Annotated in this window: 24 protein-coding genes and 1 pseudogene; 13 read left to right on the top strand and 12 right to left on the bottom strand. The window is 73.0% G+C overall.

Annotated features, from left to right (window positions below):
• Positions 1–233: 233 nt before the first annotated feature.
• Entirely contained in the window at positions 234–1,034 is an 801-nt protein-coding gene (locus IE172_RS03480; protein WP_190095540.1) for a site-2 protease family protein, read from the top strand.
• On the opposite strand, the gene IE172_RS03475 is transcribed toward IE172_RS03480, so the two are convergent.
• Together IE172_RS03475 and npdG are read right to left on the bottom strand one after the other, a co-directional pair.
• Positions 1,024–1,215 carry a hypothetical protein gene (locus IE172_RS03475; RefSeq protein WP_190095539.1) on the bottom strand — a complete coding sequence of 64 codons (192 nt, stop codon included), beginning with the start codon at positions 1,213–1,215 and terminating at the stop codon, positions 1,024–1,026. The genes IE172_RS03480 and IE172_RS03475 overlap by 11 nt on opposite strands.
• A gap of 66 nt (positions 1,216–1,281) precedes the next feature.
• On the bottom strand, positions 1,282–1,995 hold the full coding sequence (gene npdG / locus IE172_RS03470; protein ID WP_190095538.1) for an NADPH-dependent F420 reductase: 714 nt from the start codon (positions 1,993–1,995) through the stop codon (positions 1,282–1,284).
• Between the two features lie 141 nt (positions 1,996–2,136).
• On the opposite strand from npdG, the gene IE172_RS03465 reads away from it, so the two are divergent.
• A complete protein-coding gene (locus IE172_RS03465; RefSeq protein ID WP_190095537.1) occupies positions 2,137–2,739 on the top strand; it encodes a hypothetical protein in 603 nt (200 codons plus the stop codon).
• 14 nt (positions 2,740–2,753) lie between these two features.
• Here the strand turns inward: IE172_RS03465 and IE172_RS03460 are convergent, their stop codons facing one another.
• The gene (locus IE172_RS03460) at positions 2,754–2,987 is read right to left on the bottom strand and encodes a hypothetical protein (RefSeq protein WP_190095536.1); all 234 of its coding nucleotides are present in this window, start codon (positions 2,985–2,987) and stop codon (positions 2,754–2,756) included.
• A 97-nt stretch (positions 2,988–3,084) separates the two neighbouring features.
• On the opposite strand from IE172_RS03460, the gene map reads away from it, so the two are divergent.
• Positions 3,085–3,942 (top strand): type I methionyl aminopeptidase, encoded by an 858-nt coding sequence (gene map, locus IE172_RS03455; protein ID WP_190095535.1) that lies wholly within the window; start codon positions 3,085–3,087, stop codon positions 3,940–3,942.
• Between the two features lie 141 nt (positions 3,943–4,083).
• Positions 4,084–4,731 carry a biliverdin-producing heme oxygenase gene (locus IE172_RS03450; protein WP_190095534.1) on the top strand — a complete coding sequence of 216 codons (648 nt, stop codon included), beginning with the start codon at positions 4,084–4,086 and terminating at the stop codon, positions 4,729–4,731.
• A 127-nt stretch (positions 4,732–4,858) separates the two neighbouring features.
• Here the strand turns inward: IE172_RS03450 and IE172_RS03445 are convergent, their stop codons facing one another.
• Both IE172_RS03445 and IE172_RS03440 read right to left on the bottom strand, forming a co-directional pair.
• The gene (locus IE172_RS03445; protein ID WP_190095533.1) at positions 4,859–5,503 is read right to left on the bottom strand and encodes a PhzF family phenazine biosynthesis protein; all 645 of its coding nucleotides are present in this window, start codon (positions 5,501–5,503) and stop codon (positions 4,859–4,861) included.
• The gene (locus tag IE172_RS03440) at positions 5,500–5,766 is read right to left on the bottom strand and encodes a hypothetical protein (RefSeq protein ID WP_190095532.1); all 267 of its coding nucleotides are present in this window, start codon (positions 5,764–5,766) and stop codon (positions 5,500–5,502) included. The genes IE172_RS03445 and IE172_RS03440 overlap by 4 nt, the downstream gene beginning before the upstream one ends.
• Before the next feature lie 372 nt (positions 5,767–6,138).
• Here IE172_RS03440 and IE172_RS03435 point away from each other — a divergent pair, with 372 nt between their 5' ends.
• Both IE172_RS03435 and IE172_RS34310 read left to right on the top strand, forming a co-directional pair.
• A complete protein-coding gene (locus IE172_RS03435; RefSeq protein ID WP_190095531.1) occupies positions 6,139–7,866 on the top strand; it encodes a sodium:solute symporter family protein in 1,728 nt (575 codons plus the stop codon).
• A gap of 17 nt (positions 7,867–7,883) precedes the next feature.
• Complete coding sequence (locus IE172_RS34310) at positions 7,884–8,015, top strand: putative transporter small subunit (protein ID WP_229885759.1); 132 nt, start codon at positions 7,884–7,886, stop codon at positions 8,013–8,015.
• A 60-nt stretch (positions 8,016–8,075) separates the two neighbouring features.
• Here the strand turns inward: IE172_RS34310 and IE172_RS03430 are convergent, their stop codons facing one another.
• Positions 8,076–9,575 (bottom strand): HtaA domain-containing protein, encoded by a 1,500-nt coding sequence (locus IE172_RS03430; RefSeq protein WP_190095530.1) that lies wholly within the window; start codon positions 9,573–9,575, stop codon positions 8,076–8,078.
• A 28-nt stretch (positions 9,576–9,603) separates the two neighbouring features.
• Positions 9,604–11,031, bottom strand: a complete 1,428-nt coding sequence (locus IE172_RS03425) for an HtaA domain-containing protein (protein ID WP_190095529.1) — start codon at positions 11,029–11,031, stop codon at positions 9,604–9,606.
• 103 nt (positions 11,032–11,134) lie between these two features.
• Between IE172_RS03425 and IE172_RS03420 the strand changes: the two genes are divergently transcribed.
• The 5 genes and pseudogenes from IE172_RS03420 to IE172_RS03405 all read left to right on the top strand — a co-directional run bounded on the left by IE172_RS03420 (position 11,135) and on the right by IE172_RS03405 (position 15,247).
• Positions 11,135–12,148, top strand: coding sequence for a heme/hemin ABC transporter substrate-binding protein (locus tag IE172_RS03420; protein WP_190095528.1), 1,014 nt, complete (start codon positions 11,135–11,137; stop codon positions 12,146–12,148).
• 5 nt (positions 12,149–12,153) lie between these two features.
• Entirely contained in the window at positions 12,154–13,230 is a 1,077-nt protein-coding gene (locus IE172_RS03415) for a FecCD family ABC transporter permease (protein ID WP_431985601.1), read from the top strand.
• Positions 13,227–14,096, top strand: a complete 870-nt coding sequence (locus tag IE172_RS03410; RefSeq protein WP_190095526.1) for a heme ABC transporter ATP-binding protein — start codon at positions 13,227–13,229, stop codon at positions 14,094–14,096. Before IE172_RS03415 ends, IE172_RS03410 begins: the two co-directional genes overlap by 4 nt.
• A 67-nt stretch (positions 14,097–14,163) precedes the next feature.
• A pseudogene (locus IE172_RS35405) lies at positions 14,164–14,310 on the top strand (iron transporter); the annotation flags it as partial.
• A complete protein-coding gene (locus IE172_RS03405; protein WP_435804240.1) occupies positions 14,261–15,247 on the top strand; it encodes an SCO2278 family lipoprotein in 987 nt (328 codons plus the stop codon). The pseudogene IE172_RS35405 and the gene IE172_RS03405, both read left to right, overlap by 50 nt.
• A 34-nt stretch (positions 15,248–15,281) precedes the next feature.
• On the opposite strand, the gene IE172_RS03400 is transcribed toward IE172_RS03405, so the two are convergent.
• The gene (locus tag IE172_RS03400; RefSeq protein ID WP_190095525.1) at positions 15,282–16,019 is read right to left on the bottom strand and encodes a bifunctional DNA primase/polymerase; all 738 of its coding nucleotides are present in this window, start codon (positions 16,017–16,019) and stop codon (positions 15,282–15,284) included.
• Positions 16,020–16,243: 224 nt separating this feature from the next.
• On the opposite strand from IE172_RS03400, the gene IE172_RS03395 reads away from it, so the two are divergent.
• Positions 16,244–17,116 carry a glycerophosphodiester phosphodiesterase gene (locus IE172_RS03395; RefSeq protein ID WP_190095524.1) on the top strand — a complete coding sequence of 291 codons (873 nt, stop codon included), beginning with the start codon at positions 16,244–16,246 and terminating at the stop codon, positions 17,114–17,116.
• Positions 17,117–17,130: 14 nt separating this feature from the next.
• On the opposite strand, the gene IE172_RS03390 is transcribed toward IE172_RS03395, so the two are convergent.
• On the bottom strand, positions 17,131–17,778 hold the full coding sequence (locus tag IE172_RS03390) for a TetR/AcrR family transcriptional regulator (protein WP_190095523.1): 648 nt from the start codon (positions 17,776–17,778) through the stop codon (positions 17,131–17,133).
• Positions 17,779–17,882: 104 nt separating this feature from the next.
• On the opposite strand from IE172_RS03390, the gene IE172_RS03385 reads away from it, so the two are divergent.
• Positions 17,883–18,089, top strand: coding sequence for a DUF6243 family protein (locus tag IE172_RS03385; RefSeq protein ID WP_190095522.1), 207 nt, complete (start codon positions 17,883–17,885; stop codon positions 18,087–18,089).
• A 7-nt stretch (positions 18,090–18,096) separates the two neighbouring features.
• Here the strand turns inward: IE172_RS03385 and IE172_RS03380 are convergent, their stop codons facing one another.
• From IE172_RS03380 to IE172_RS03370, 3 genes are all read right to left on the bottom strand, one after another.
• Positions 18,097–19,095 (bottom strand): small ribosomal subunit Rsm22 family protein, encoded by a 999-nt coding sequence (locus IE172_RS03380; RefSeq protein ID WP_190095521.1) that lies wholly within the window; start codon positions 19,093–19,095, stop codon positions 18,097–18,099.
• Between the two features lie 65 nt (positions 19,096–19,160).
• Positions 19,161–20,339, bottom strand: a complete 1,179-nt coding sequence (locus IE172_RS03375; RefSeq protein WP_190095520.1) for a serine hydrolase domain-containing protein — start codon at positions 20,337–20,339, stop codon at positions 19,161–19,163.
• Positions 20,291–21,643 (bottom strand): multidrug effflux MFS transporter, encoded by a 1,353-nt coding sequence (locus IE172_RS03370; protein ID WP_190095519.1) that lies wholly within the window; start codon positions 21,641–21,643, stop codon positions 20,291–20,293. Before IE172_RS03370 ends, IE172_RS03375 begins: the two co-directional genes overlap by 49 nt.
• Positions 21,644–21,744 lie beyond the last annotated feature (101 nt).

Here is a 21,744-nt window from a genome sequence, read left to right as displayed (position 1 = left end):
GCGGGGCGTTTCCGGTCGCGGGGCGGCAGATCCGGCGCCGCCCGCCGGAGGCGGCGGTCGGGGGTGCGGGCCGGCCGGGCGACCGGTTCCGTGCGGACCCGCGGACGCCGGCCGGCGTCCGCGGGTCCGCACGGAACCGGTCGCCGGCGCGGGACGTTCTCCCGGTGGGCCCGGTACCGTCGGGCACTCCCCCGCCGTGTCCCCGTGCGTCCCGACAGAGTCCAGGGAGTTCCATGAGCACCGCCGCCGCCCGTCACAGCGACCGGAGGATCAGTCCGGTCTTCCTGGGGATCCTGGCCGTGACGGCGGTCACCGGGTGGGCCACCTGGACCGGGTTCGCCGGGCAGCCGGGCCTGGCGGTGTTCCTGTTCGTGACGTCCGCCTGGGTCGTCTCCCTGTGCCTGCACGAGTACGCGCACGCCCGCACCGCGCTGCACAGCGGCGACATCTCGGTCGGTGCCAAGGGCTACCTCACGCTGAACCCGGTGAAGTACACCCATGCCCTGCTGAGCATCGTGCTCCCCGTGGTGTTCGTGATCATGGGCGGGATCGGCCTGCCGGGCGGTGCCGTGTTCATCGAGCGCGGGCGGATCCGGGGGCGGTGGCGGCACAGCCTGATCTCGGCGGCGGGACCGCTGACGAACGTGCTGTTCGCGCTCGTGTGCACGGCCCCGTTCTGGCTGGACGCGCTGGACGGCGTGCCGGCGGACTTCCGGTTCGCGCTGGCGTTCCTGGCGCTGCTCCAGGTGACGGCGGCGATCCTGAACTTCCTGCCGGTGCCCGGTCTGGACGGCTACGGGGTCCTGGAGCCGTGGCTGTCGCACCAGGTGCGGCGGCAGGTGGAGCCGTTCGCGCCGTTCGGTCTGCTGTTCGTGTTCGCGCTGCTGTGGGTGCCCGAGGTGAACGGGGCGTTCTTCGGCGTCGTCGACTCGCTGCTGGGATCCCTGGGGATCCACGAGGTGGAGACGTACTGCGGTTACGACCTGTTCCGCTTCTGGAGCGACACCAGCGGAATCTGCTCGGTCAGTCCGTGACGGGGCCCTCGCCCGCCCCGGCCCGCCCCCGCTTCACGTAGTACCAGGTCATGTTGGACGACAGGCCCGCCAGCAGCACCCACACGACGCCGATGAGCACACTGCCCCGGACGAAGGAGACGACGGCCGCGGCCACGGCGAGGAGGCACACGAGGAGGGCGTAGAGGGCGAGGCGGGGCATGGCTGCGGGCTCCTGTCGGGGGACACTGCTGAGGCACTGCTACGGCCTCCAGTGTCCCCCATCGCCTCATACGTCCGTGACGCGGAGCCCGGCGTGTGCCTTGTAGCGGCGGTTGACGGAGATCAGGTTGGCGACCAGGGACTCCACCTGGTGGGCGCCTCGCAACCGCCCGGCGAAGATGCCCCGCATGCCGGGGATGCGCCCGGCCAGCGCCTGCACGATCTCCACGTCGGCGCGGACCTCGCCGAGCACCATCACGTCGGTGTCGATCTCGTCGATCTCCGGGTCCTGGAGCAGGACGGCCGACAGGTGGTGGAAGGCGGCGGTGACCCGGGAGTCCGGGAGCAGCGCGGCGGCCTGCTGGGCGGCGCTGCCCTCCTCGGGCTTGAGGGCGTAGGCGCCCTGCTTGTCGAAGCCGAGCGGGTTGACGCAGTCGACGACGAGCTTGCCGGCCAGTTCCTCGCGCAGGGACTGGAGCGTCTTGCCGTGGCCTTCCCACGGCACGGCGACGATCACGATGTCGCTGCGCCGGGCGGTCTCGGCGTTGTCGGCGCCCTCGACGCCGTGCCCGAGCTCCTCGGCGGCGGTGCGGGCGCGCTCCGCGGCGCGGGAGCCGATGATCACCTTCTGGCCGGCCTTGGCGAGGCGGTACGCGAGGCCCTTGCCCTGCGGTCCGGTGCCGCCGAGCACGCCGACGACGAGCCCGGACACGTCGGGCAGGTCCCAGGGGTCCTTGGCGGGGGCCTTGGCGGGCTGCTGTGCGCTGTCGGTAGAGGTCATGGGCCGACTCTACGTCCGTGGCACCGCCGCCACCGGTCCGGGTGAGCGCCGTCACGCGGCGGCGGGCGCCCGTCCCCCGGTCGGGCGAATGCACGGCGAACGCCGGTACAGGGGAGGGCGGTTGGGGCAGGATGCGGCCGCATGGACGCCGTACGGGTCGCGCTGCTGCGGGAAGTGCTCGCCGGGACGGGGTGGCTGGGTGCCACCCGGCACTTCGCGGGGACGCTGCGCGGGTCGGTGGTGGCGCACGGCGGCGGACTGCTGCTCGTGGGCACACCGGAGTACGAGCCGTGGCACCTGGCGGCGCACCTGGCGGACGAGGCCGCCTGGTCGGGCACACCGGAGCTGGCCCCGACGCTGGTACGGCACGACGCGCGCCCCTCGGACCCGGCGCACCTGGCGGTGGGTCCGGGTCGGCTGGAGGCGGCGCGGCGGGGCGAGACGCTGCTGGTGGTGGCACCCGGGGAGCCGCCCGCCCCGCTGCTCGAGCGGATCTCCGACGCCCGCAGGGCCGGGGCGACGCTGCTGTCGCTGGGCCCCGGCGCGGGGGAACTCCCGGCGCTGGCGCACGAGGCCCTGCCCGTGCCCGAGGGTTCCGAGCTGGACCTGGACACCGTGCAGCATCTGGTGAGCGCTGCGGCCGGGGAGAACTCCCTGCCGGCCCGCAGGGGCCCCGGCCGTTTCCGGGACCGTCTGTCCCGGCTGGCGGACCTGCTGACGGCGCCGCCCCCTACGCGCTGGTGACGGCCCCGGGGCGGTCAGCCGTCGTCGCGTTCGTCCGTCGCCTTGGCGTCGTGCCACTTGGGGTCGTTCTCCCACTGGAGGTTGCGCTCGCGGGCCGTCTCCATGGCGTGTTCGGCCTCGGCGCGGCTGGCGTACGGGCCGAAGCGGTCCTTGCCGGGGCAGTCGGGGCCCTCCTCGACCTTCTTGTGCTCCAGGCAGTAGAACCACTCGCCCGGCTTGCCGACCGTCCGCTTCTTGAACAGGGGCACGACCGTCTCCTCTCACCGTCTCGCCTCGACCTCGGCCTTCTCCGCGGCCCTCGCCTTGAAGATGGTCCCCCGTCGCCGCTGAATTAGACTCGCCGGCATGTCTGGCCAGTCGCTGCTCGTACCGGGGGAACTGTCCCCCACCCGCTCCGTGCCCGGGAACATCCGTCGTCCCGAGTACGTCGGCAAGCCCGCCCCGACGCCGTACACCGGTCCGGAGGTGCAGACGCCCGAGACGATCGAGGCGATGCGGACCGCGGGGCGGATCGCGGCGCGGGCGATGGAGGAGGCCGCGAAGCTCATCGCGCCCGGTGTCACCACGGACGAGCTGGACCGGGTGGCGCACGAGTACATGTGCGACCACGGCGCCTATCCGTCCACGCTCGGCTACCGCGGTTTCCCCAAGTCGCTGTGCGCGTCGGTCAACGAGGTCATCTGTCACGGCATCCCCGACTCGACGGTGCTGCGCGACGGGGACATCGTGAACCTCGACGTGACGGCGTACATCGGCGGGGTGCACGGCGACAACAACGCGACGTACCTGGTCGGCGACGTGGACGAGGAGAGCCGCCTGCTGGTGGAGCGCACCCGCGAGTCCCTCGACCGGGCGATCAGGGCGGTCAAGCCGGGCCGGCAGATCAACATCATCGGCCGGGTGATCGAGTCGTACGCGAAGCGGTTCGGTTACGGGGTGGTCCGTGACTTCACCGGTCACGGCATCAACTCGTCCTTCCACTCGGGCCTGATCGTGCCGCACTACGACAGTCCGCACGCGACGACGGTGATCCAGCCGGGGATGACCTTCACCATCGAGCCGATGCTGACGCTGGGCACCCACGAGTACGACATGTGGGACGACGGCTGGACGGTCGTGACGAGGGACCGCAAGCGGACGGCGCAGTTCGAGCACACGCTGGTGGTGACGGCGACGGGGGCGGACATCCTGACCCTGCCGTAGCGCCGCCTCCTCACGTCCCCGGGCCCGCTCTCCCTCCGGAGGGCGGGCCCCTTGTTTGCCCCCGCGCGGCGCAGGGGAGGTTCCCGACAGATGGTCGGCAAGACATTGACTTAGGTAAGCCTAACCATAGAAGATCGGACCATGGACTCCTTCTCGACCCTCATCCGCACCGCCTCCCACGAGCAGCACGTGGAGGCGGAGACCTCGACCTTCATGAGCGATCTGCTCGGCGGCCGACTGGGCGTGGACGCGTACGCCCGCTACACCGAGCAGCTGTGGTTCGTGTACGAGGCGCTGGAGTCCGGCGCCCAGGCGCTGGCGGCGGACCCGGTCGCGGGTCCGTTCATCCGTCCGGAGCTGTTCCGGCTGGCCGCGCTGGAGCGGGACCTGACCCACCTGCGGGGTCCCGGCTGGCGCTCGACCCTGACGGCCCTCCCCGCCACCGAGGCCTACGCCGCCCGTGTCGCCGAGTGCGCCCGCACCTGGCCGGCCGGCTACATCGCCCACCACTACACCCGCTACCTGGGTGACCTCTCCGGCGGCCAGATCATCCGCGGCAAGGCGGAGAAGACCTGGGGCTTCGACCGCAAGGGCGACGGCGTCCGCTTCTACGTCTTCGAGGAGATCTCCAACCCGGCCGCCTTCAAGCGCGGTTACCGCGAGCTGCTGGACGCGGTCCCGGTGGACGACCTGGAGAAGCAGCGGATCGTGAGCGAGTGCAAGCGGGCGTTCTCCCTCAACACGGACCTCTTCCGGGCCCTGGGCGAGGAGTTCCCGCTGTCGGCGTGAGCCGTGGCGCCCTGTCCTCCTGACGAAACGGCCAGTTCCGTGCACCCGGCCGGCAACAACCTCCGTGAGCCGCCGCCGGACAGCATCCTGCCCACGTGCTGGACCCGGGCGCACGGGTTCCGTCCGGTCAGCGTTCCAGGTACACCCGGCCGCCGATCTCCGTCCAGCCCTCCGGCTGCGGCGCGGTCAGGATCTGGGAGCCCGTGCCCTGGGTGATGTTCAGGGCGCGGCCCAGGCGGTCGGTGAGCAGCAGGGCCGCGGCGCCCGTCGCCTCGTCCTCGTCGATGCCGTCGTCCCGGCCCGGGAAGGCACGGGCGCGGATCCGGCCGGCCGCCTCGTCGAGCCAGGCCCAGGCGTAGATCCACTCCCCCTTCGGCGGCACGGGCAGGTCGTCGACCTCGGCGGCGGTGGCGTACTGGCGCAGGGTGCGCGGCGGCACCCATTCCGCCCGCGCCTCGATCCAGCAGAACTCCCCGTCCTGCCGGGCGCCCATCACCCCGGCGGGAACGACCAGTTCGGGGACGTCGATCAGCCAGGCCGTACCGACGCACGGGTGTCCGGCGAAGGGCAGGCGCAGGGTGGGCGTGTAGATGTCGATCACCCCGCGCTCGGGGTCGTCGACGAACACGGTCTCGCTGAACCCGAGTGTGGCGGCGAACTCCTGCCGCTCCTCCCGCTCGGGCATCACGGCCCCGTTGCGGACGACACCCAGTTCGTTGCCGTACCCGCCACGGGGCCCGCAGAAGACGCGCAGCACGTCGTAGTCAGTCACGGGGTGCATTCAAGCACCGCGCGCGGGGCGGCGTCGTCCCAGGTGGCGGGGCGCCCGCGGCTGCCGGTCGGGCGGGATCGCCGCGACGGCGACCTGTCCGTGACGTCGCCGGCGGCCGGAAACCCTCCGAGGCCCGCCACGACGCATGCGCGATTCCCGGCGTGACCGAGCTTCACCACCGGCCGGCCTCCGTCGTCGGGTGCGTCGTTCATGAACAGCGGGATTCCGTGCTGATTACCCGCACAGGAATTGAGTTCGGTCACGCATTCCACCCGGCCCGGCTGTCACACGCGACGGGGAAGTTTACCGCCCTCCACGCGCGCCTTCGGATCGATTCACCACCCGCCATCCATCACCTTGACGTAACAAATTGATCAACTTTGCACATGCAAGTCGCAAATGAATGGCCGGACAGAGGTAGGGCGAAAGCACCTTTCCACCACAAAACCCCCATCGGACATGTCCTCGACTTGTACGAATTGGGAGAACATCGAGGTGACGCTTCCCGTACGGCGCCGGCCGGCGTGACCTCGTGGTGTCTTGAAAGAGCTGTTACCGTGCGGAAAGTTTGCGGGCCCAAAGCGCCCGTCGCTTTTACGAATGTCCCCGGTTCCAGTGATGAGGAGGTGGCGCCTGTGGGTGAACTGGAAACAGCTCAGTTCAGCGCGCTGGTGGTCGTGGGTCTGTTGGTCTTCTTCTACGGAGGGACCTTCCTGATATCGACCCGAATCGGCAAGAAGGAAGAGAACGCCGACGGCTACATGACCGCCGGCAACAACATCGGTTTCGGAATTTCCGCGGCCAGTATGACGGCGACCTGGATCTGGGCGTCCTCCATGTACGCCTCCGCGACGTCCGGGTACACCTACGGCATCTCCGGGCCCATCCACTACGGGCTGTGGGGGGCGCTGATGATCCTGTTCATCTACCCCTTCGGCAAGCGGATCAGGGCCGTGGCGCCGAAGGCGCACACCCTCGCCGAGGTCATGTACGCCCGGCACGGCCGTTCCAGTCAGCTGATGCTCGCCGGGTCGAACATCGTCGGCAGCCTGATCAGCCTGATGTCCAACTTCATCGCCGGTGGCGTGCTGATCTCGATGCTGTCGCCGTTCACCTTCACCCAGGGCGTCTTCGCCGTCGCCGCGGGTGTGCTGCTCTACACCCTGTGGTCCGGTTTCCGCGCCTCGGTGCTCACCGACTTCGTGCAGGTCGTCGCGATGCTCGGCGCGGTCGCCGTCATCGTGCCGTTCATCTTCCTCGCGGCCGACTTCCCGGCGGCCTTCGAGACCGGCGCCGGCAACCTGACGGCGGAGCAGGGCAACTTCTTCTCCAGCACGGCCTTCATGGAGCAGGGCGCCCCGTACATCGCCGCGGTGCTCGCGTACGCGATCGGCAACCAGACCATCGCGCAACGGCTGTTCGCGGTGAAGGCGAGCCTGATCAAGCCCACCTTCCTCACGGCGACGGTCGGTTACGGCGCGATGGTCATCGGTGTCGGCATGCTCGGTGTGCTCGCCCTCTACCTCGGCTACGAGCCGGTCGGCGGCGACGTCAACAACATCATCCCCGGGATGGCCGCCGAGTACCTGCCGCCCGTCCTGCTGGCGCTGTTCTTCGTCATGATCGTCGGTGCGCTGTCGTCGACCGCCGACTCCGACCTCGCGGCCCTCTCCTCGATCATGATGGCCGACGTCTACGGCCAGAACGTGGCCGGCAAGGAGAAGGCGAACCCCCGGACGATGCTGCTGGTCGGCCGCATCACCATGGTGGTGGCGACCGCGGCGGCCGTGGCCTTCGCCAGTCTCCAGCTGAACATCCTGGACCTGCTGGTGTTCGTCGGCGCGCTCTGGGGCGCGCTGGTCTTCCCGGTGCTGGCCAGCTTCTACTGGGACAAGGTCACCGGGAAGGCGTTCACCACCTCGGTGGTCGCGGCGCTCGCGGTGTTCCTGCCGGTCCGCTTCGGCTGGATCCCGGTGGACGGCCTCTTCGGCATCGTGGTGGACGTGCTGTCGGTGGTCGGCATCGGCGTCGTCCTCGGCCTGATGGTGTTCGGCTTCTTCGGCGCGAAGGCCGCGAAGATCGTCGGTGTGGCGGCGGTCGTGGTGTCCGCGCCGTTCGCCGTCGGGTCCCTGCACGAGTACGCGACCCTGTGCGGTTCGCTGGTCGCCTACTCCGTCTCCACCATCGTCTGCTGGGCCATGAGCGCGCGCCACCGCGAGGGCTTCGACTTCGCCCTCATCGCCCAGCGCACCGGTGACTTCGACGACGGCGACTCGGCGGCGGCCGCCGGCGCGGACGCGGCCGCCCCGGCCGCCCCGGCCGCCGACGGCGACCCCGAGCCCGCCGGTACCGGTACCAAGTGATCCCCCAGGAGGCAGACATGACCACCGCAGCCCTGACCGCGTACGTCCTGATGTGGCCCGTGCTCGTGGCCGTCGTCCTGTTCGTGATCAGCCGCGGGTTCTTCCGCGAGTGGGCGGAGGCCCGGCGCGACGGGCGGGACCTGATCTGACCGCACGTCACGCACAGCGGAGAAGGGGTGCCCTCGGCGAGGGCACCCCTTCTCCGTGTCTCAGCCTGCCGTCGTGCGCCGCCTGCGCAGGGCGAGGACCACACCCGCGCCCGCCGCCACGGCCGCGCCGGCCGCCACGCCGAGGGCGCCGGCCGGGACGTCGGAACCGGTGCTGGCGAGGCTGCCGCCCAGGTCGCCGCCGACCGTGGAGCCGAGGCCGCCGGTCGTCGAACCGGTGGGTCCCGCACCGCCGTCGGCGTCCGTGGTGCCCGAACCCGCGGCGCCACCGCTGCCGTTCGTGCCGCCCGTGGCGTCCGGGAGCTTCGCGTCGTCGGTCAGGGCCACGGACAGGCCGACCGGGTCGAGCGCGGTACCGGCCGGGTAGAAGTCACCGAAGGCGTTCGCTCCCGCCTCGGTCAGTGTCGCCGTCACGTCGTCGACGGTGATGACGTCGTTCTTCGCGGTCAGGGCCGGCGACTTGGCCTTCAGTTCCGCCAGGACCACGTCCTGCGACGCCTCGCCGAGGCTGGTGACGTCCGCGGACAGCTTGCCTGTGCCGTTCGCGAGGGTCGCGCGCAGGTCGGTGAGGGTGAGGTCGAGGCCGTACGTGCCGTTCTTCTCGTGGCCCTTGAAGTTCACCGCTCCCTTGAAGGCGGCCGTCAGCGTGCCCGCCCCGGTGTCGTAGGTGCCGCTCGCGCCGGTGAAGGTGAAGGCGCCGTTGCGGGCGGCCTGCGTGGCGCCGGCCGACGCGGTGACCGTGCCCTGGGCGACCGGTCCGACGGCGTAGGCGCGGAAGGACTGCTTCACGCCCCAGCCGAGCGTGCCGTCGGCTATCTCGCCCTTGGTGGCGGGAGCGGTCGTCGCCGGCTCGGTGGCGGAGGGGACGGGGGTCGGGGCCTTGGTCGTCGGCGGGGCGGTGGCGGTGGCCGTCGGGGTGGGCTCGGGCGACGGTGACGCCGGCGGGGTGGTGGGCGGCGCGGTCGTCGGGGTCGGCTCGGGCTCCGGCCCGGTCTTCTTCACGACCGTCAGCGGGTCGCCCGCCGCTCCCGCGTAGCTCGCGCTGCCGAGGACCGCCGCGGCCTCCTCGGTCAGCGTGGTCGCCATGTCCGTCATCTGGCGGGTGACGGTCACGGTCGCGAGCGGGACGTCGTCCTCCGTGGTGCCGCCCCGCGTCACGTCGGCGGTGATCTCGGCGTCCGCGCTGTCGAACTTCACGTCGGAGAGCCGGATCTCGAACCCGTGCGCCTCGGACTCGATGGTCAGTTCACCCTGGAAGGCGAGGGACATCCGGTGGGTGGTGGAGTCGTAGCCGCCGGTGCCTTCGGGGAAGGTGAACGCGCCGTTGCCCTCCGCCTGGGTGGCCCCCTCCGCGGGGGTGAAGGTGCCCTTCGCGAAGGTGGCGACGTAGGTGCGGTAGGACTGCTTGATGCCCCAGGTCAACTCGTAGCCGGTCAGGGGGACTTCGGCGGCCGAGGCGGAGGGGGCGACGGTGGCGCCGAGGCCCGCCGCCGTGGCCACCGCGGCGGCGAGGGCGAGGGAGCGGCGTCGTCTTGCGGACATGGTCGGTTCTCCTTGAGGTGGGAGGGGTTCAGTCGTTCTGCGGGGTGTCCGCGGCGGCCGTTCGTGCGCGGCGCCTGCGGACGGTGAACGCGGCCGCCGCGGCGAGCGCCAGCAGGGAGCCGACCGCTGCGGCGAGGGGGAGGACGGGTATCGCTTCGTCGGTGGCGTCCTGCCGTGCGGCCTTCGCCACCGGTTCGGGTGAGGCGTCGGACGCCGACGCGGAGGGGGACGGGGGCGCGGACGGGGTGCTGCCGAGGTCCGGCAGCGCGGGGAGTGCGGCGTTCGCGGTGAGGGCCACGGCCAGGGAGACCGGGTCCATCACGGTGCCCTCGGGGTACATGCCGGCGAAGACCCTCGCGCCCTGCGCCGTGAGCTTCGCGGGGGCCTCGACGACCGTGGCCAGGCCGTCCTTCGCCTTGACGTCCCCGGCGGTGAAGGTGACCAGGGGGACCTTCCGTCCGGTGTGGTCCGCCGAGGTCACGTCGGCGTAGAGGGTGCCGTCGCCGTCCCGGACGGTGACGCGGACGCCGCCGAGGCTCAGGTCCAGGCCGTGCTCACCGGTGAAGCGGACCGCGCCCCGGAAGGAGGCGGTCAGGTCGCCGTCCTGGTACGTCCCCTCGCCGTCCGGGAAGCGGAAGAGGGCACCGCCGTCGAGGGCTCCGGAGGACAGGGTCCACTTGCCCTGGGCGATGTCCCCGGTGACGTACTCGCGGAAGGTGCGGCGCACGCCCCAGTCGACGGCTCCGTCGGTGAGCTTCCCGGTCCCGGCGGCACCCGGGGTCCGTGTGGGCTCGGGCGCCTTCGGCGTCGGGGCGCTCGACGGCTCGCGCCGTGCGGCCGGCCGTACGTCCGCGGAGAGGCTCACCGGGTCCAGGGCGGTCCCGGCCGTGTAGTAGCCGGCGAAGGACCGGGCGCCCTGGGCGGTGAGGGTGGCGGGGAGGTTGTCGAGGACGACGGAGGTGCCGCCGCCCCGCATGTCGATCCCGCCCAGGGAGAGGGAGGCGAAGGGCACTTGGCGGGACGTCGTGACCGCCCCGGTGTCCTTCGCCTTGCCGGTGACGTCCACGTACAGCGTGCCGGTGGAGCCGGTGATGCGCACGGTGGGACGGCTGAGGGTGAGGTCGAGCTGGTACGCCCCGGCTCCGGACCGGTGCCCGGTGAAGCGCACCCCGCCGGAGAAGGCGGCGCGGAAGGTGCCGGTGTCGCCGTCGTAGGTGCCCGTCGCCGAGTGGAAGCGGAACCCGCTGCCGCCGACGGTGGCCGCGCCGCCGGTCAGGGCGAAGCCCCCGTTCGCGACGGGGCCGGTGACGTAGCGCTGGAAGGACGTCTTGATGCCCCAGTCGAGCCGGCCGCCCTGGACGGTACGGCTCTCGGCGTGTGCCGTGGCGGCCGGGAGGAGCGCGCCCAGGACGGCCGCGCAGAGCACGGTCATCAGGGCGCGGAGGCGGGTGGGCATGGGTGGTCCTCCGGGGACGGCAGCCGGTAGCGAATTAAGGTAAGGCTAACCTAAGCTACGGCTCAAGGATCATCCACCACGGCCTGAAGGAGCGGACGGAACCGTGCGACGCTTGCCTACCGGACTGGCGGGAGCACTGCTGTCCGTGCTCGCCCTCACCCTCACCGCGACGGCATGCGGAGGACCGCCGCACGCGGCGTCCGCTCCCCCGGCGGACGGCGCCTCCGCACCGCCCGACCGCGTGGAACCCCTCGCCGGCCCACCCCGGCCGGAGCTGCCGGTCACCGTCCGCTCCGCCGACGGACGGGAGCTGACGGTGCGGCGGGCCGAGCGGGTCGTACCGCTCTCCGGCAGCCTCAGCGAGATCGTGTTCACCCTCGGCCTCGGGGACCGGGTCGTCGCCCGCGATGTCACCGCCACCTTCGAGCAGGCCGCCGAACTCCCCGTCGTCACCCGGGGTCATGACGTCTCCGCCGAGAGCGTGCTGTCGCTGCGGCCCGATCTGGTGATCGCCGAGTCGGGCACCGGGCCGGCGGAGGCCATGGACCAGATCCGCGCCGCCGGCACACCGGTCCTGGTCGTCGAAGCGGCGACCGGGCTCGACGACGTGGGCCCGCGCATCGAGGCCGTCGCCGGGGCACTGGGCGTGCCGTCCGCGGGCCGGGAGCTGACCCGTCGCACCGAGGAGCGCATCGCGGCCGTCACCGAGTCCGCGCCGCGGGAGGGGACGAAGCCGCGGGTGGCCTTCCTCTACCTGCGCGGCTCCGCCTCCGTGTACCTCATCGGCGGCCGGGACTCGGGCGCCACCTCGCTGATCGAGGCCGCCGGCGCGGTCGACGCCGGCGCCGAGTCCGGACTGGAGAAGGACTTCACCGCCATCACCAGCGAGGCACTGGTGAAGGCGGCGCCCGACGCCCTCCTCGTGATGGCGAAGGGACTGGAGTCCGTCGGGGGCGTGGACGGACTGGTGAAGATCCCCGGGGTGGCGCAGACACCCGCCGGGATGGACCGGCGGATCGTCTCCGTCGAGGACGGCGTCCTGCTCAACTACGGGCCGCGCACGGACCAGGTGCTCACCTCGGTCGTGGAGCAGCTGTACGGCGGTGGCGAGGCGTGAGCGTCCTGGAGAAGACCGTACGGGAACCGGTCACGCCGGCTCCGGTCCGCGGACGGCGGACCACCGCCTGGCTGTTGACCGCGGGGCTGGTGGCCGGCCTGGTCGTCCTCGTCCCGGTGGCCGCCGGCACCGGTGCCTATCCGGTGCCCGTCGGGGACGTCCTCGCCTCCGTGCAGCACCGGTCGGGGCTCGGCGGCGGTGAACTGGACCGGGTCGCCGAGTCGGTGCTCTGGAACGTCCGGTTCCCGCGGATCGTGCTGGCGCTGCTCGTCGGGGCGTCGCTGGGCTGCGCGGGCGCGCTGATGCAGGGCGTGTTCGGCAATCCGCTCGCCGAACCGGGCGTCATCGGCGTCTCCTCCGGCGCGGCGGTCGGCGCGGTCGCGGCCATCGCGCTGGGGCTGAACTTCGCCGGGAACTGGACGGTCTCGCTGCTCGCGTTCGTCGCGGGGCTGTTCACCGTGCTGCTCGTGTACGGGATGTCCCGCTCGGGCGGCCGTACGGAAGTGGTGACGCTGATCCTGACGGGGATCGCGGTGAACGCCTTCGCGGGTGCCCTCATCGGGCTGTTCCTGTTCTTCGCGGACACCGCCGCCATCAACCAGATCACCTTCTGGCAGCTCGGCTCGCTCTCCCAGGCCACCTGGCCGAAGGTGCTGGCGGTGCTGCCGTGCGCGGCCCTCGGGCTGACCGTCGCGCCCCTGTACGCCCGCCGTCTCGACCTGCTGGCACTCGGTGAACGCCCGGCCCGGCATCTGGGGGTGGACGTGGAGCGGCTGCGGATCGTGCTCGTCCTGGTGATCGCGCTGCTGACGGCGGCTGCGGTGAGCGTGTCGGGGATCATCGGGTTCGTCGGGCTGGTCGTCCCGCACCTGCTGCGGATGGCGGCCGGTCCGGGGCACCGTCTCCTGCTTCCGGGCAGTGCCCTGCTGGGGGCGCTGGTGCTGCTGGCGGCCGACCTGACCGCCCGGACCGTCGCCGAGCCCGCCGAGCTCCCCCTCGGTGTCCTCACGGCACTGCTCGGCAGTCCGTTCTTCTTCTGGCTGCTGCGCCGCACCCGGCGCAGGCAGGGAGGCTGGGCATGAAGCGTCCCTTCGGCGTGAAGCGTCCCCCGGGCGTGATCCGGTTGCGCAACCGTCCCGTTCCGCCGGCCGCTCCGGTACCCGGTGAGGTCCTCGCCGAGGTGGAGGGGCTGTCCGTCCGGCTCGGTGCCCGCGAGGTCCTGGCCGAGGTGGGCGTGCGGGTCCGCGCGGGTGAGGTGCTGGCCCTCGTCGGCCCCAACGGGGCAGGGAAGTCGACCTTGTTGAGTGTCCTGGCCGCTGATCTCCCGCCCACCGCGGGGTGCGTACGGATCCACGGGTGTCCGGCGCGGGACTGGTCGGCGCCCGAACTCGCCCTGCGCCGGGCCGTGCTGCCGCAGTCCGCGTCGCTGTCCTTCCCGTTCACGGTCGAGGAGGTGGTCCGGATGGGCCGCGCGCCCTGGACCGCCGCCCGGCCCGAGGACGACGACGCCGCCGTGGCCGGCGCGATGGCCGCCACCGAGGTGACCGGTTTCGCGGCACGTCCCTTCTCCGCGCTGAGCGGCGGTGAACGGGCCCGGGTGGCACTGGCCCGGGTGCTCGCCCAGCGCACTCCCCTGGTCCTGCTCGACGAACCGACGGCCGCACTGGACCTGCGGCACCAGGAGCTGGTGCTGCGGCTGTGCCGGGAGCGGGCGCTCGCCGGTGACGCGGTGGTCGTCGTCCTGCACGACCTCGGCCTCGCCGCGGCGTACGCGCACCGGGTGGCGGTGCTGCGGGCCGGCCGGATCGCGGCGGACGGGCTGCCGCGGGAGGTGTTCACTGAGGGGCTGCTGTCGGAGGTGTACGACCAGCCGGTCGAGGTGTTCCCGCACCCCCGCACGGGTGCGGTCCTGGTCCACCCGGACCGCACCGGCCGGCCGTCCGCCTGACCCCGGGCCGTGCGGATCCGCCGTCCGGGACCGTCGCGCGCGGCGTTCCGCGGGGCAGGCCGGCCGGGAGGTCACGGTGTGGCCGCTGTCCGCGGTCCCGGCGTCCGGGCCGCCGGCCGCCCCGGTAGGGTTCGCCTCCGGGAAGGGGAAGGTGAAGGAACCGGATGAGCAGGGATCGCGGCCTTCGAAGGCTCCGCAGGCGCCGCATACTTGACACGTGCGTGCTCGTGACCGCTTTGTCGCTGACGGCGGGCGGCTGCGTGGTGGTGCACGGCGAGCGCGTGGTGCTCCCCACCACCACCCGCGCCGAAGCCGCCGAGGCCCTCGCGGAGTTCACCGCCGCCTACAACAAGGCGGACAAGGCGTACGACGGTTCCCTGGACGCCGGGCACACCACCGGTGCCCTCGCCGACATCGACTCGGCGCGCCTGAAGGCCGGACGGGCCAACAGCCCGCAGGGCAACCCCCGGCACACGCCGCTGGAGCTGACGGACGCGAGGTTCACCATCCCCGCGAAGGCGGGCTGGCCGCGCTGGTTCGTCGCCGACGCGGACGGCAACAAGGGCGGCGCGGCCCGCTGGCTGCTGGTGTTCACCCGGGACGCGCTGGACGAACCGTGGGAGGCGGCGTATCTGACGCTGATCGCCCCGGACGACATACCGGAGTTCACGACGGACGAGGACGGCTGGGCGGAGGCCGTGCCCGCGAACTCGGCCGATGTGGCGGTGCCGCCCGGCGAGTTGAGCCGGGAGTACGCGGCGTTCCTCAAGGACGGCGGGGACGTCTTCGCGGACGGTCCGCACACCAGCTCGTGGCGGGCGGCGCGGGCGAAGAAGTCGCAGCGGCCGGGCCTGGCCACGCAGTACATCGACGAGCCGGTGACGAACGGCGACTACGCTCCGCTGGCGCTGCGCACGAAGGACGGCGGGGCGCTGGTGTTCTTCACCACCCGCCACTTCGAGAAGCAGACGGCCGCGGCGGGCGCGTCGGTGCCGACACCGAACAAGGACGTGCTGGCGCTGACCACCGGGGAGATCAAGCAGTCGCTCACCATGGAGTTCGTCTCCAACGAGGTGGCGCTGGCCCCGGCCGACGGAGCGGTGCGGGTGCTGGGCCGCATCCAGGGGCTGACGTCGGCGAAGGGCGAGTAGGTCCGCGTACGCCCACGCACGGCGTCCCGCGGGTTCAGCGGCGCAGCGGCCAGGCCGTGCCCGTGTGGTCGGACTGCTCGCCGATGTGGCGGGCGCAGGAGTCGGTGAGGTACTCCAGCATGCTCAGCGGGTCGGGGAGCGGATGCTCCGGGCCGCGCACCCAGTGCACCGACCGGTCGTCGTCGCCGGGGAGACGGGCGGGCGGCACGAGGACGTAGGAGCCGCGGCAGTGCCAGCGCAGGCCGGGATGCTCGTCCATGGTCTCCGGGTGGCAGTCCAGCTCGCACGGCCACCACTCGTCCTCGTCCTCGGGGGTGCCGCGGGTGAGGGTGAAGAACAGCATCCGGCCGTCGTCGCTCTCGGCGACCGGGCCGACCTCGACGCCCGCGTCGAGCAGGCGGTCGAGGGCCTCGCGGCCGGCGTCGAGGGGGACGTCGAGGACGTCGTGCACCATGCCGGTCGCGGTGATGAAGTTGGCCTGCGGCTGGTGGCGGGCCCAGCGCTCGATCTGCGCGGGGTCGGTGGTGGACTGCGTCTGCCAGGCGAAGGACACCGGATGCCGGGCGGGGGTGGGACAGCCCACGCGGTCACAGGAGCAGCGGTAGCCCGGGGCGGGGTGCGCGGCGGGTGCGAGGGGCAGTCCCGCGTCGGCGGCGGCGAGCAGCAGGGCCTCGCGGCCGCCCTCGTCGGCGGCCGGTTTCGGACGGCGTCCGCGCAGCCACTGGGAGATTCTGCTCTGTCGGCCGCTCCGGCCGCCGAACTCCGCGCTCATCTATCTCCTCGCCTCGCCGTCCTGCGCTTCAGCATGCCCTATGGTCCCACGATCGTGCGCATCGGGGGGCCAGAGCCCACAATCGGCGCAGGTGGGACGAGGGTGACCCGAGCGGACGCAGGGTGCCGGGCGGTACGAAGGGGACGTCCGGCGGGCGGTGAGCGACGGGGCGGAACGGGTGTCATTGCCCGGTTCGACGGGATACGCCCACCTACCGTGGTCACATGGTCACACTGATCGCGTCGACGGGCCTGACCGCCGTGGTCTCGGTGGCCGCGCTGACCCTCACGGGCGGGCAGGCCGGCCCTCCGCTGGAGTGGGGCGCGGGCCCGCTGACCGTGGACTCGCTGCCCCGGGTGCCGTACGTGGCCCATCGGGGCGGGGCGCGCGAGGTGCCGGAGAACAGCATGTCGGGGCTGATGGCGGCGGCCCGGCGCGGTACGGCGCAGGTGCTGGACTTCGACACCAGGGTGCTGCGGGACGGCACGCCGGTGGTCTTCCACGACGCGACCCTGAACCGTACGACGTTCCTCGGCGGCGAGGTGCGCGCACTGGACGCCGGGGAGTGGCGGAACGTACGGCTGCGTCCGCGCGACCGGCTGCCGGGGAGCTGGCGCGCGGAGCGGCCGCCGACGGTCGCCGAGGTGCTGGACCGCTTCGGCGGGCGGATCGTGCTGATGCTGGAGGCGAAGGACCCGCGCGGCCTCGACCGGCTGGCCGCACTGATCCGCGCCCGCGGTCTGACCCGCTCGGTGTTCGTGAACACCAACGACCCCGGTGTCGCCCGCCGGATCCACCGCCTCGGTCTGCTGAGCCAGCTGTGGCGCTCGGCACGTCAGCTGCGCACCGACCGTCCCGGGCTCTGGCGCTCCTACGTCGATGTCCTCGACGTCGACATCCGCGCCCGCGACGCCGATCTGACCCGTGCGGTGCGCTCCGGCATCCCCCGGGTCTGGGCCCACACGGTCGTCACCCCGGCGCAGCGCGACCGTGCCCTGGCCCTCGGCTGCAACGGCGTCATCACGGACGCTCCGGGCCGCCTGTCCCGGCATCCGGCGCGCGGGCCGGGGACGGTGACGGCGGCGCCGGGGCGGTGAGGTGGCGCCGGGGCTCAGCGGGGCGCGATGCCGTGCAGGGCGTAGTCGACGAGGGTGTCGGTGTAGTCGTGGCTGATCGGGGCGGTGTACTGGAGCCAGCGCTGGGCCAGGGGGGAGACGAAGAGCTCCAGGGCGATGCGCGGGTCGACGTCCGCGCGGACGTCACCGGCCTCCTGGGCCGCGCGCAGGCGGTCGACGTAGAGCTGGAGCTGGGGTTCCAGCAGCCGGGCGACGAAGGTGCGGCCGAGTTCCTCGTTGACCACGCCCTCGGCGGCCAGGGCGCGGGAGGGTGCCTCGAAGGCGGGGTCGCGCAGCTCGTCGACCGTGGCGCGCAGGACGGCCTTGAGGTCGGCGGCGAGGTCCCCGGTGTCCGGGATGGCGTACGCGGCCCCGCCGTCGGCCTGCGCCTCACCGGCCGTCTCGGCCGCCTGCTCACTGAGGTCGAGGAACGCCTCCAGGAGCACGTCCGCCTTCGACGACCACCAGCGGTAGATCGTCTGCTTGCCGACGCCGGCGCGGGCGGCGATGCCCTCGATGGTGGTCTTCGGGTAGCCGACCTCGACGACCAGGGCGAGGGCGGCGTCGTAGATGGCCCGCCGGGAGCGCTCGCTGCGGCGGGTGGCGTCGGGGGCGGGGTGACGGGCGGACTGGTTTCTGGCCATGGGTCGAAGATAACAGGTTGACAAGACGGTGCGTCTCGCCGGACAGTGGAAGCGTCAAGGCGAGACGAGACGTCTCGCACCGTGTAGGGAGAGGGGATTGGTCCATGACCCGAGGCGGAGCGGGAAACATGCTGGGCGTCGGCGGCACCCGGCAGCACCTCGGCCGCGAGGCGCTGCGCGGCGGCGGGCGCGGCGGACGGATCGGGGGCGGCGGGCTCGACGCGCGGGCGCAGAAGCGGGAGCTGCTGCGCAAGCTGCGGGAGGCGCGGCAGGAGGAGCGGCCGGAGGAAGGGGAACGGGGTCGGACGTGACGTCCGGCTAGGCGTGGCCGGCCGGGGGCCAGGGGTCGCCCCAGTCGGTGTCCCGGGCGGCCCGGTACCGGTCGCCGTGGCGTTTGGTGACCGTGGTGCGGTGCAGGGCCGGGTCCGTCTCGCAGAGGTCGAGGAGGACCTGGCCCTTGCGGATCTGCGGCTTGCGGACGACCCGGGCGGGGGCCGGCGTGACCGGGAGGCGGGTGGCGGCCACGTAGCTGAACTTCTCGTCCTCGTACGGGAGGGAGCCTCCCTTGACCTGCCGGTGCAGGGAGGAGCGGCTGACCCGCGCGGAGAAGTGGCACCAGTCCGTGCCGGGCACGATGGGGCAGGCGGCGCTGTGCGGGCAGGGGGCGGCGACGCGGAACCCGGCGGAGATCAGGCGGTCGCGGGCCTCGATGACGCGGGCGTAGCCGTCGGGGGTGCCGGGTTCGACGATCACCACGGTCTGCGCGGCACCGGCGGCGGCGTCGACGAGGGCGGCACGGTCGGGGGCGGTGAGCTCGTTGAGGACGTAGGAGACGGTGACGAGATCGGCGCCGTCCAGGGTGAGCGCGGCACCGATGCGGGAGCGGTGCCAGCGGGCCGCGTGCAGGGCGGGGTTCGCGGCGGCGAGTTCCCGGCCGAGGGCGAGGGCGGGCTCGGCCCAGTCGAGGACGGTCACGGGGCGGTCCCCGGCCCAGGTCGCGCTGACGGCCCAGGCGGCCGCGCCGGTGCCGCCGCCGACGTCGGTGTGGTCCCCGGGCGCCCACCCGGGCACCGTGTCCGCGAACGCCTCCAGGGCGGAGCGCACGGCCTCGAACGTCGCGGGCATCCGGTAGGCGGCGTACGCGGCGACGTCGGCGCGGTCGCGCAGGATGGGGGCGTCGGTGGGCGTGGCCCCCCGGTAGTTGGCGATCAGCCGCTCGACGGCCTGCGCGGCCTGCCGCGCCGGAAGCCCGTCGAGCGCCGCCGCGAGGGCGGAACGGAGCGTTTCGGCGGTGTGCAGGGGGGCGGGGGCGTTCACCCGGCGATTCTACGGGGGTGGGTGAGTGGGCAGGAATGCCGGCCGGGCGGATACCAGGGGTCCGCTCAGATCTCCCGGACCGCTCGCGCCACGCGGGTCGCGGCCTCGGCTCTGGGTCTGCTGTCCGGGGATCGCGGGCGGCGGGGGTGGACCGTGTTGGCGAGGAGGACGACGTAGGTGTCGGTGGCGCGGTCGAGGGTCAGGGAGGTGCCGGTGAAACCGGTGTGGCCGGCGGCGCCGCGGCCGGACAGTTCGCCCATGAACCACGGCTGGTCCAGGGCGAAGCCCAGGCCCGGCGGGGTGAGGAGCAGGTCCACGAAATCGGGGCCGAGTATGCGGGCGGGACCGTGGGAGCCGCCCGCGAGCAGGGTGCGGCAGAAGACCGCCAGGTCACGGCCGGTGGAGAAGAGGCCGGCGTGCCCGGCGACCCCGCCCAGCGCCCAGGCGTTCTCGTCGTGCACCTCGCCCCGCAGCATCCCCCGGTCCGCCTTGGCCCAGGGCCGCCGCTGGTCCTCGGTCGCCGCCGCGTCCGGACACGGTCCGAAGGCGGTCGCGGTCATGCCGAGCGGCCGGGTGATGCCGTCCCGCACCAGGGTGTCGAGCCGGCGCCGGGTGAGGCGCTCCAGGACGTGCTGGAGGAGCAGCATGTTCAGGTCGGAGTAGCAGTACGTGCCGGGCACTCCGATCGGCTGCTCCGCGCGGAGCAGCGCCAGCCGTTCGGCGTCGTCGGCGCAGCCGTACAGGGGGAGTTCGGGCCGCAGTCCGGAGGTGTGGGTGAGCAGCTGGCGCACGGTGATGCCGTGCCGTACCGCCGCTGTGAAGTCCGGGAGGTACGCGCCCACGCGGGCGTCGATGCCGAGGGTGCCCCGCTCGATCTGCTGCACGGCCGCCACCGAGGTGAACAGCTTGGTGAGGGACGCCAGGTCGAACGGCGTGTGCACGGTCATCGGGACGCGCTGTTCCGGCGGCAGTTCGACGGGGGTGTCCGTCTCCTCGTCGTACGCGGCGTAGCGCACGGCCCAGCCCGCCGCCTCCTGCACGGCGAGCACCGGGCCGCGCCCGACGACCACCACCGCCCCGGCCGCCCAGGGCCGCTCGCCGCTGGTGCGGGCGTGCACCGCCCGCACCAGGTGCCGGAGTTCCCCGGCGTCGAGCCCGGCCCGCTCCGGTGTGCCGTGGCGCAGTCTCGGCGCGCTCAGACGCCCCCGCCCTTCCCGCCCGTCCGTCCGTTCCACGGACGGCACATACCCAGGAAGCAGCCCAGCGCCACCAGGGCGGCGACCAGTTGGACGACGGCCATCGGAACGGCCGTGTCCTCGCCCGCGATCCCCACCAGCGGGGAGGCGATCGCGCCGACGAGGAATCCCGTCGCACCGAGCAGGGCGGACGCGGATCCGGCCGCGTGCCGGGTGCGCATCAGGGCGAGGGTCTGGGTGTTGGGCAGGGTGATGCCCATGGCGGACATCAGCACGAACAGCGCGGCGGCCACGGGCACCAGACCGACCTCGCCGAACACGCCCAGCGACATCAGCAGCAGCGCGACCGCGGCGACGACCACCACGGCGAGTCCGAGCCCCAGGACCGTGTCCAGCCGGACCCGGCCGACCAGGATTCGGCCGTTGACCTGCCCCATGATCATCAGGCCGATGGAGTTGAGCCCGAACAGCAGGCTGAACGTCTGCGGGGAGGCGCCGTAGATCTCCTGCACGACGAACGGGGAGGCCGCCACGTAGGCGAAGAGGGACGCGAAGGCGAAGCCGCCGACGAGCATGTAGCCGCTGAAGGCCCGGTCGGCGAGGAGCCGGCGCATCGAGCCGAGGGCCTCGCCGACGCCGCCGCCGTGCCGCTCGGCGGGCGGCAGCGTCTCCGGGAGCCTCGCCCAGACGACGGCCGTCAGGAGCAGCCCGAGCACGGTGAGGACGACGAACACGCCCCGCCAGTCCGTGATGCGCAGGACCTGACCGCCGATCAGCGGCGCGACGATCGGCGCGACCCCGGAGATCAGCATCAGGGTGGAGAAGAAGCGGGCCATGGCCATGCCGTCGTACAGGTCGCGGGCGACCGCCCGCGCGATGACGATGCCGGCGGAGCCCGCGAGGCCCTGGGCCAGCCGGCAGGCGACGAGGAGTTCGACGGTCGGCGCGAACGCGCACAGCGCGGTGGCGACGACGTAGACGGCGAGGCCGATGAGCAGCGGGCGGCGGCGGCCCCAGCGGTCGCTCATCGGGCCGACGACCAGCTGCCCGAACGCCATGCCGGCCAGGCAGGCGGTGAGGGTGAGCTGGATCGTGGCGGCGGGCGCGTGCAGGGACCGGGTGACCTCCGGGAGGGCGGGGAGGTACATGTCCATCGCCAGCGGCGGGGTGGCGGTCAGGCCGCCGAGGAGCAGGGTGACCAGCAGACTGGTGCGGCGGGCCGCGGTGGTGCCGCGGGGTTCCGGCGTGGCGGTCCTCCCGCCTCCCCCGGCCGCCGCCGGCGCCGTGTCCGGTGCCCCGCCTGCCGCCGGACTCGCCGCCGTGTTCGGTATGGACGCCCCACCCTCGGGCATGTGACCCCTCCCTTTTCCTGCCATCGGCTCCCTATGCTCTCAGCTCGTGGGGAGTGCTCGGCGTCGACGACGATGTCATGGGAGCGCTTCCACGGCGGTCC

It is taken from the genome of Streptomyces griseoflavus (assembly GCF_014649995.1).
Classification (GTDB): domain Bacteria; phylum Actinomycetota; class Actinomycetes; order Streptomycetales; family Streptomycetaceae; genus Streptomyces; species Streptomyces griseoflavus.
The sequence above is the reverse complement of the archived record's forward strand: the minus strand, read 5'-3'. Positions and strand labels throughout refer to the sequence as shown.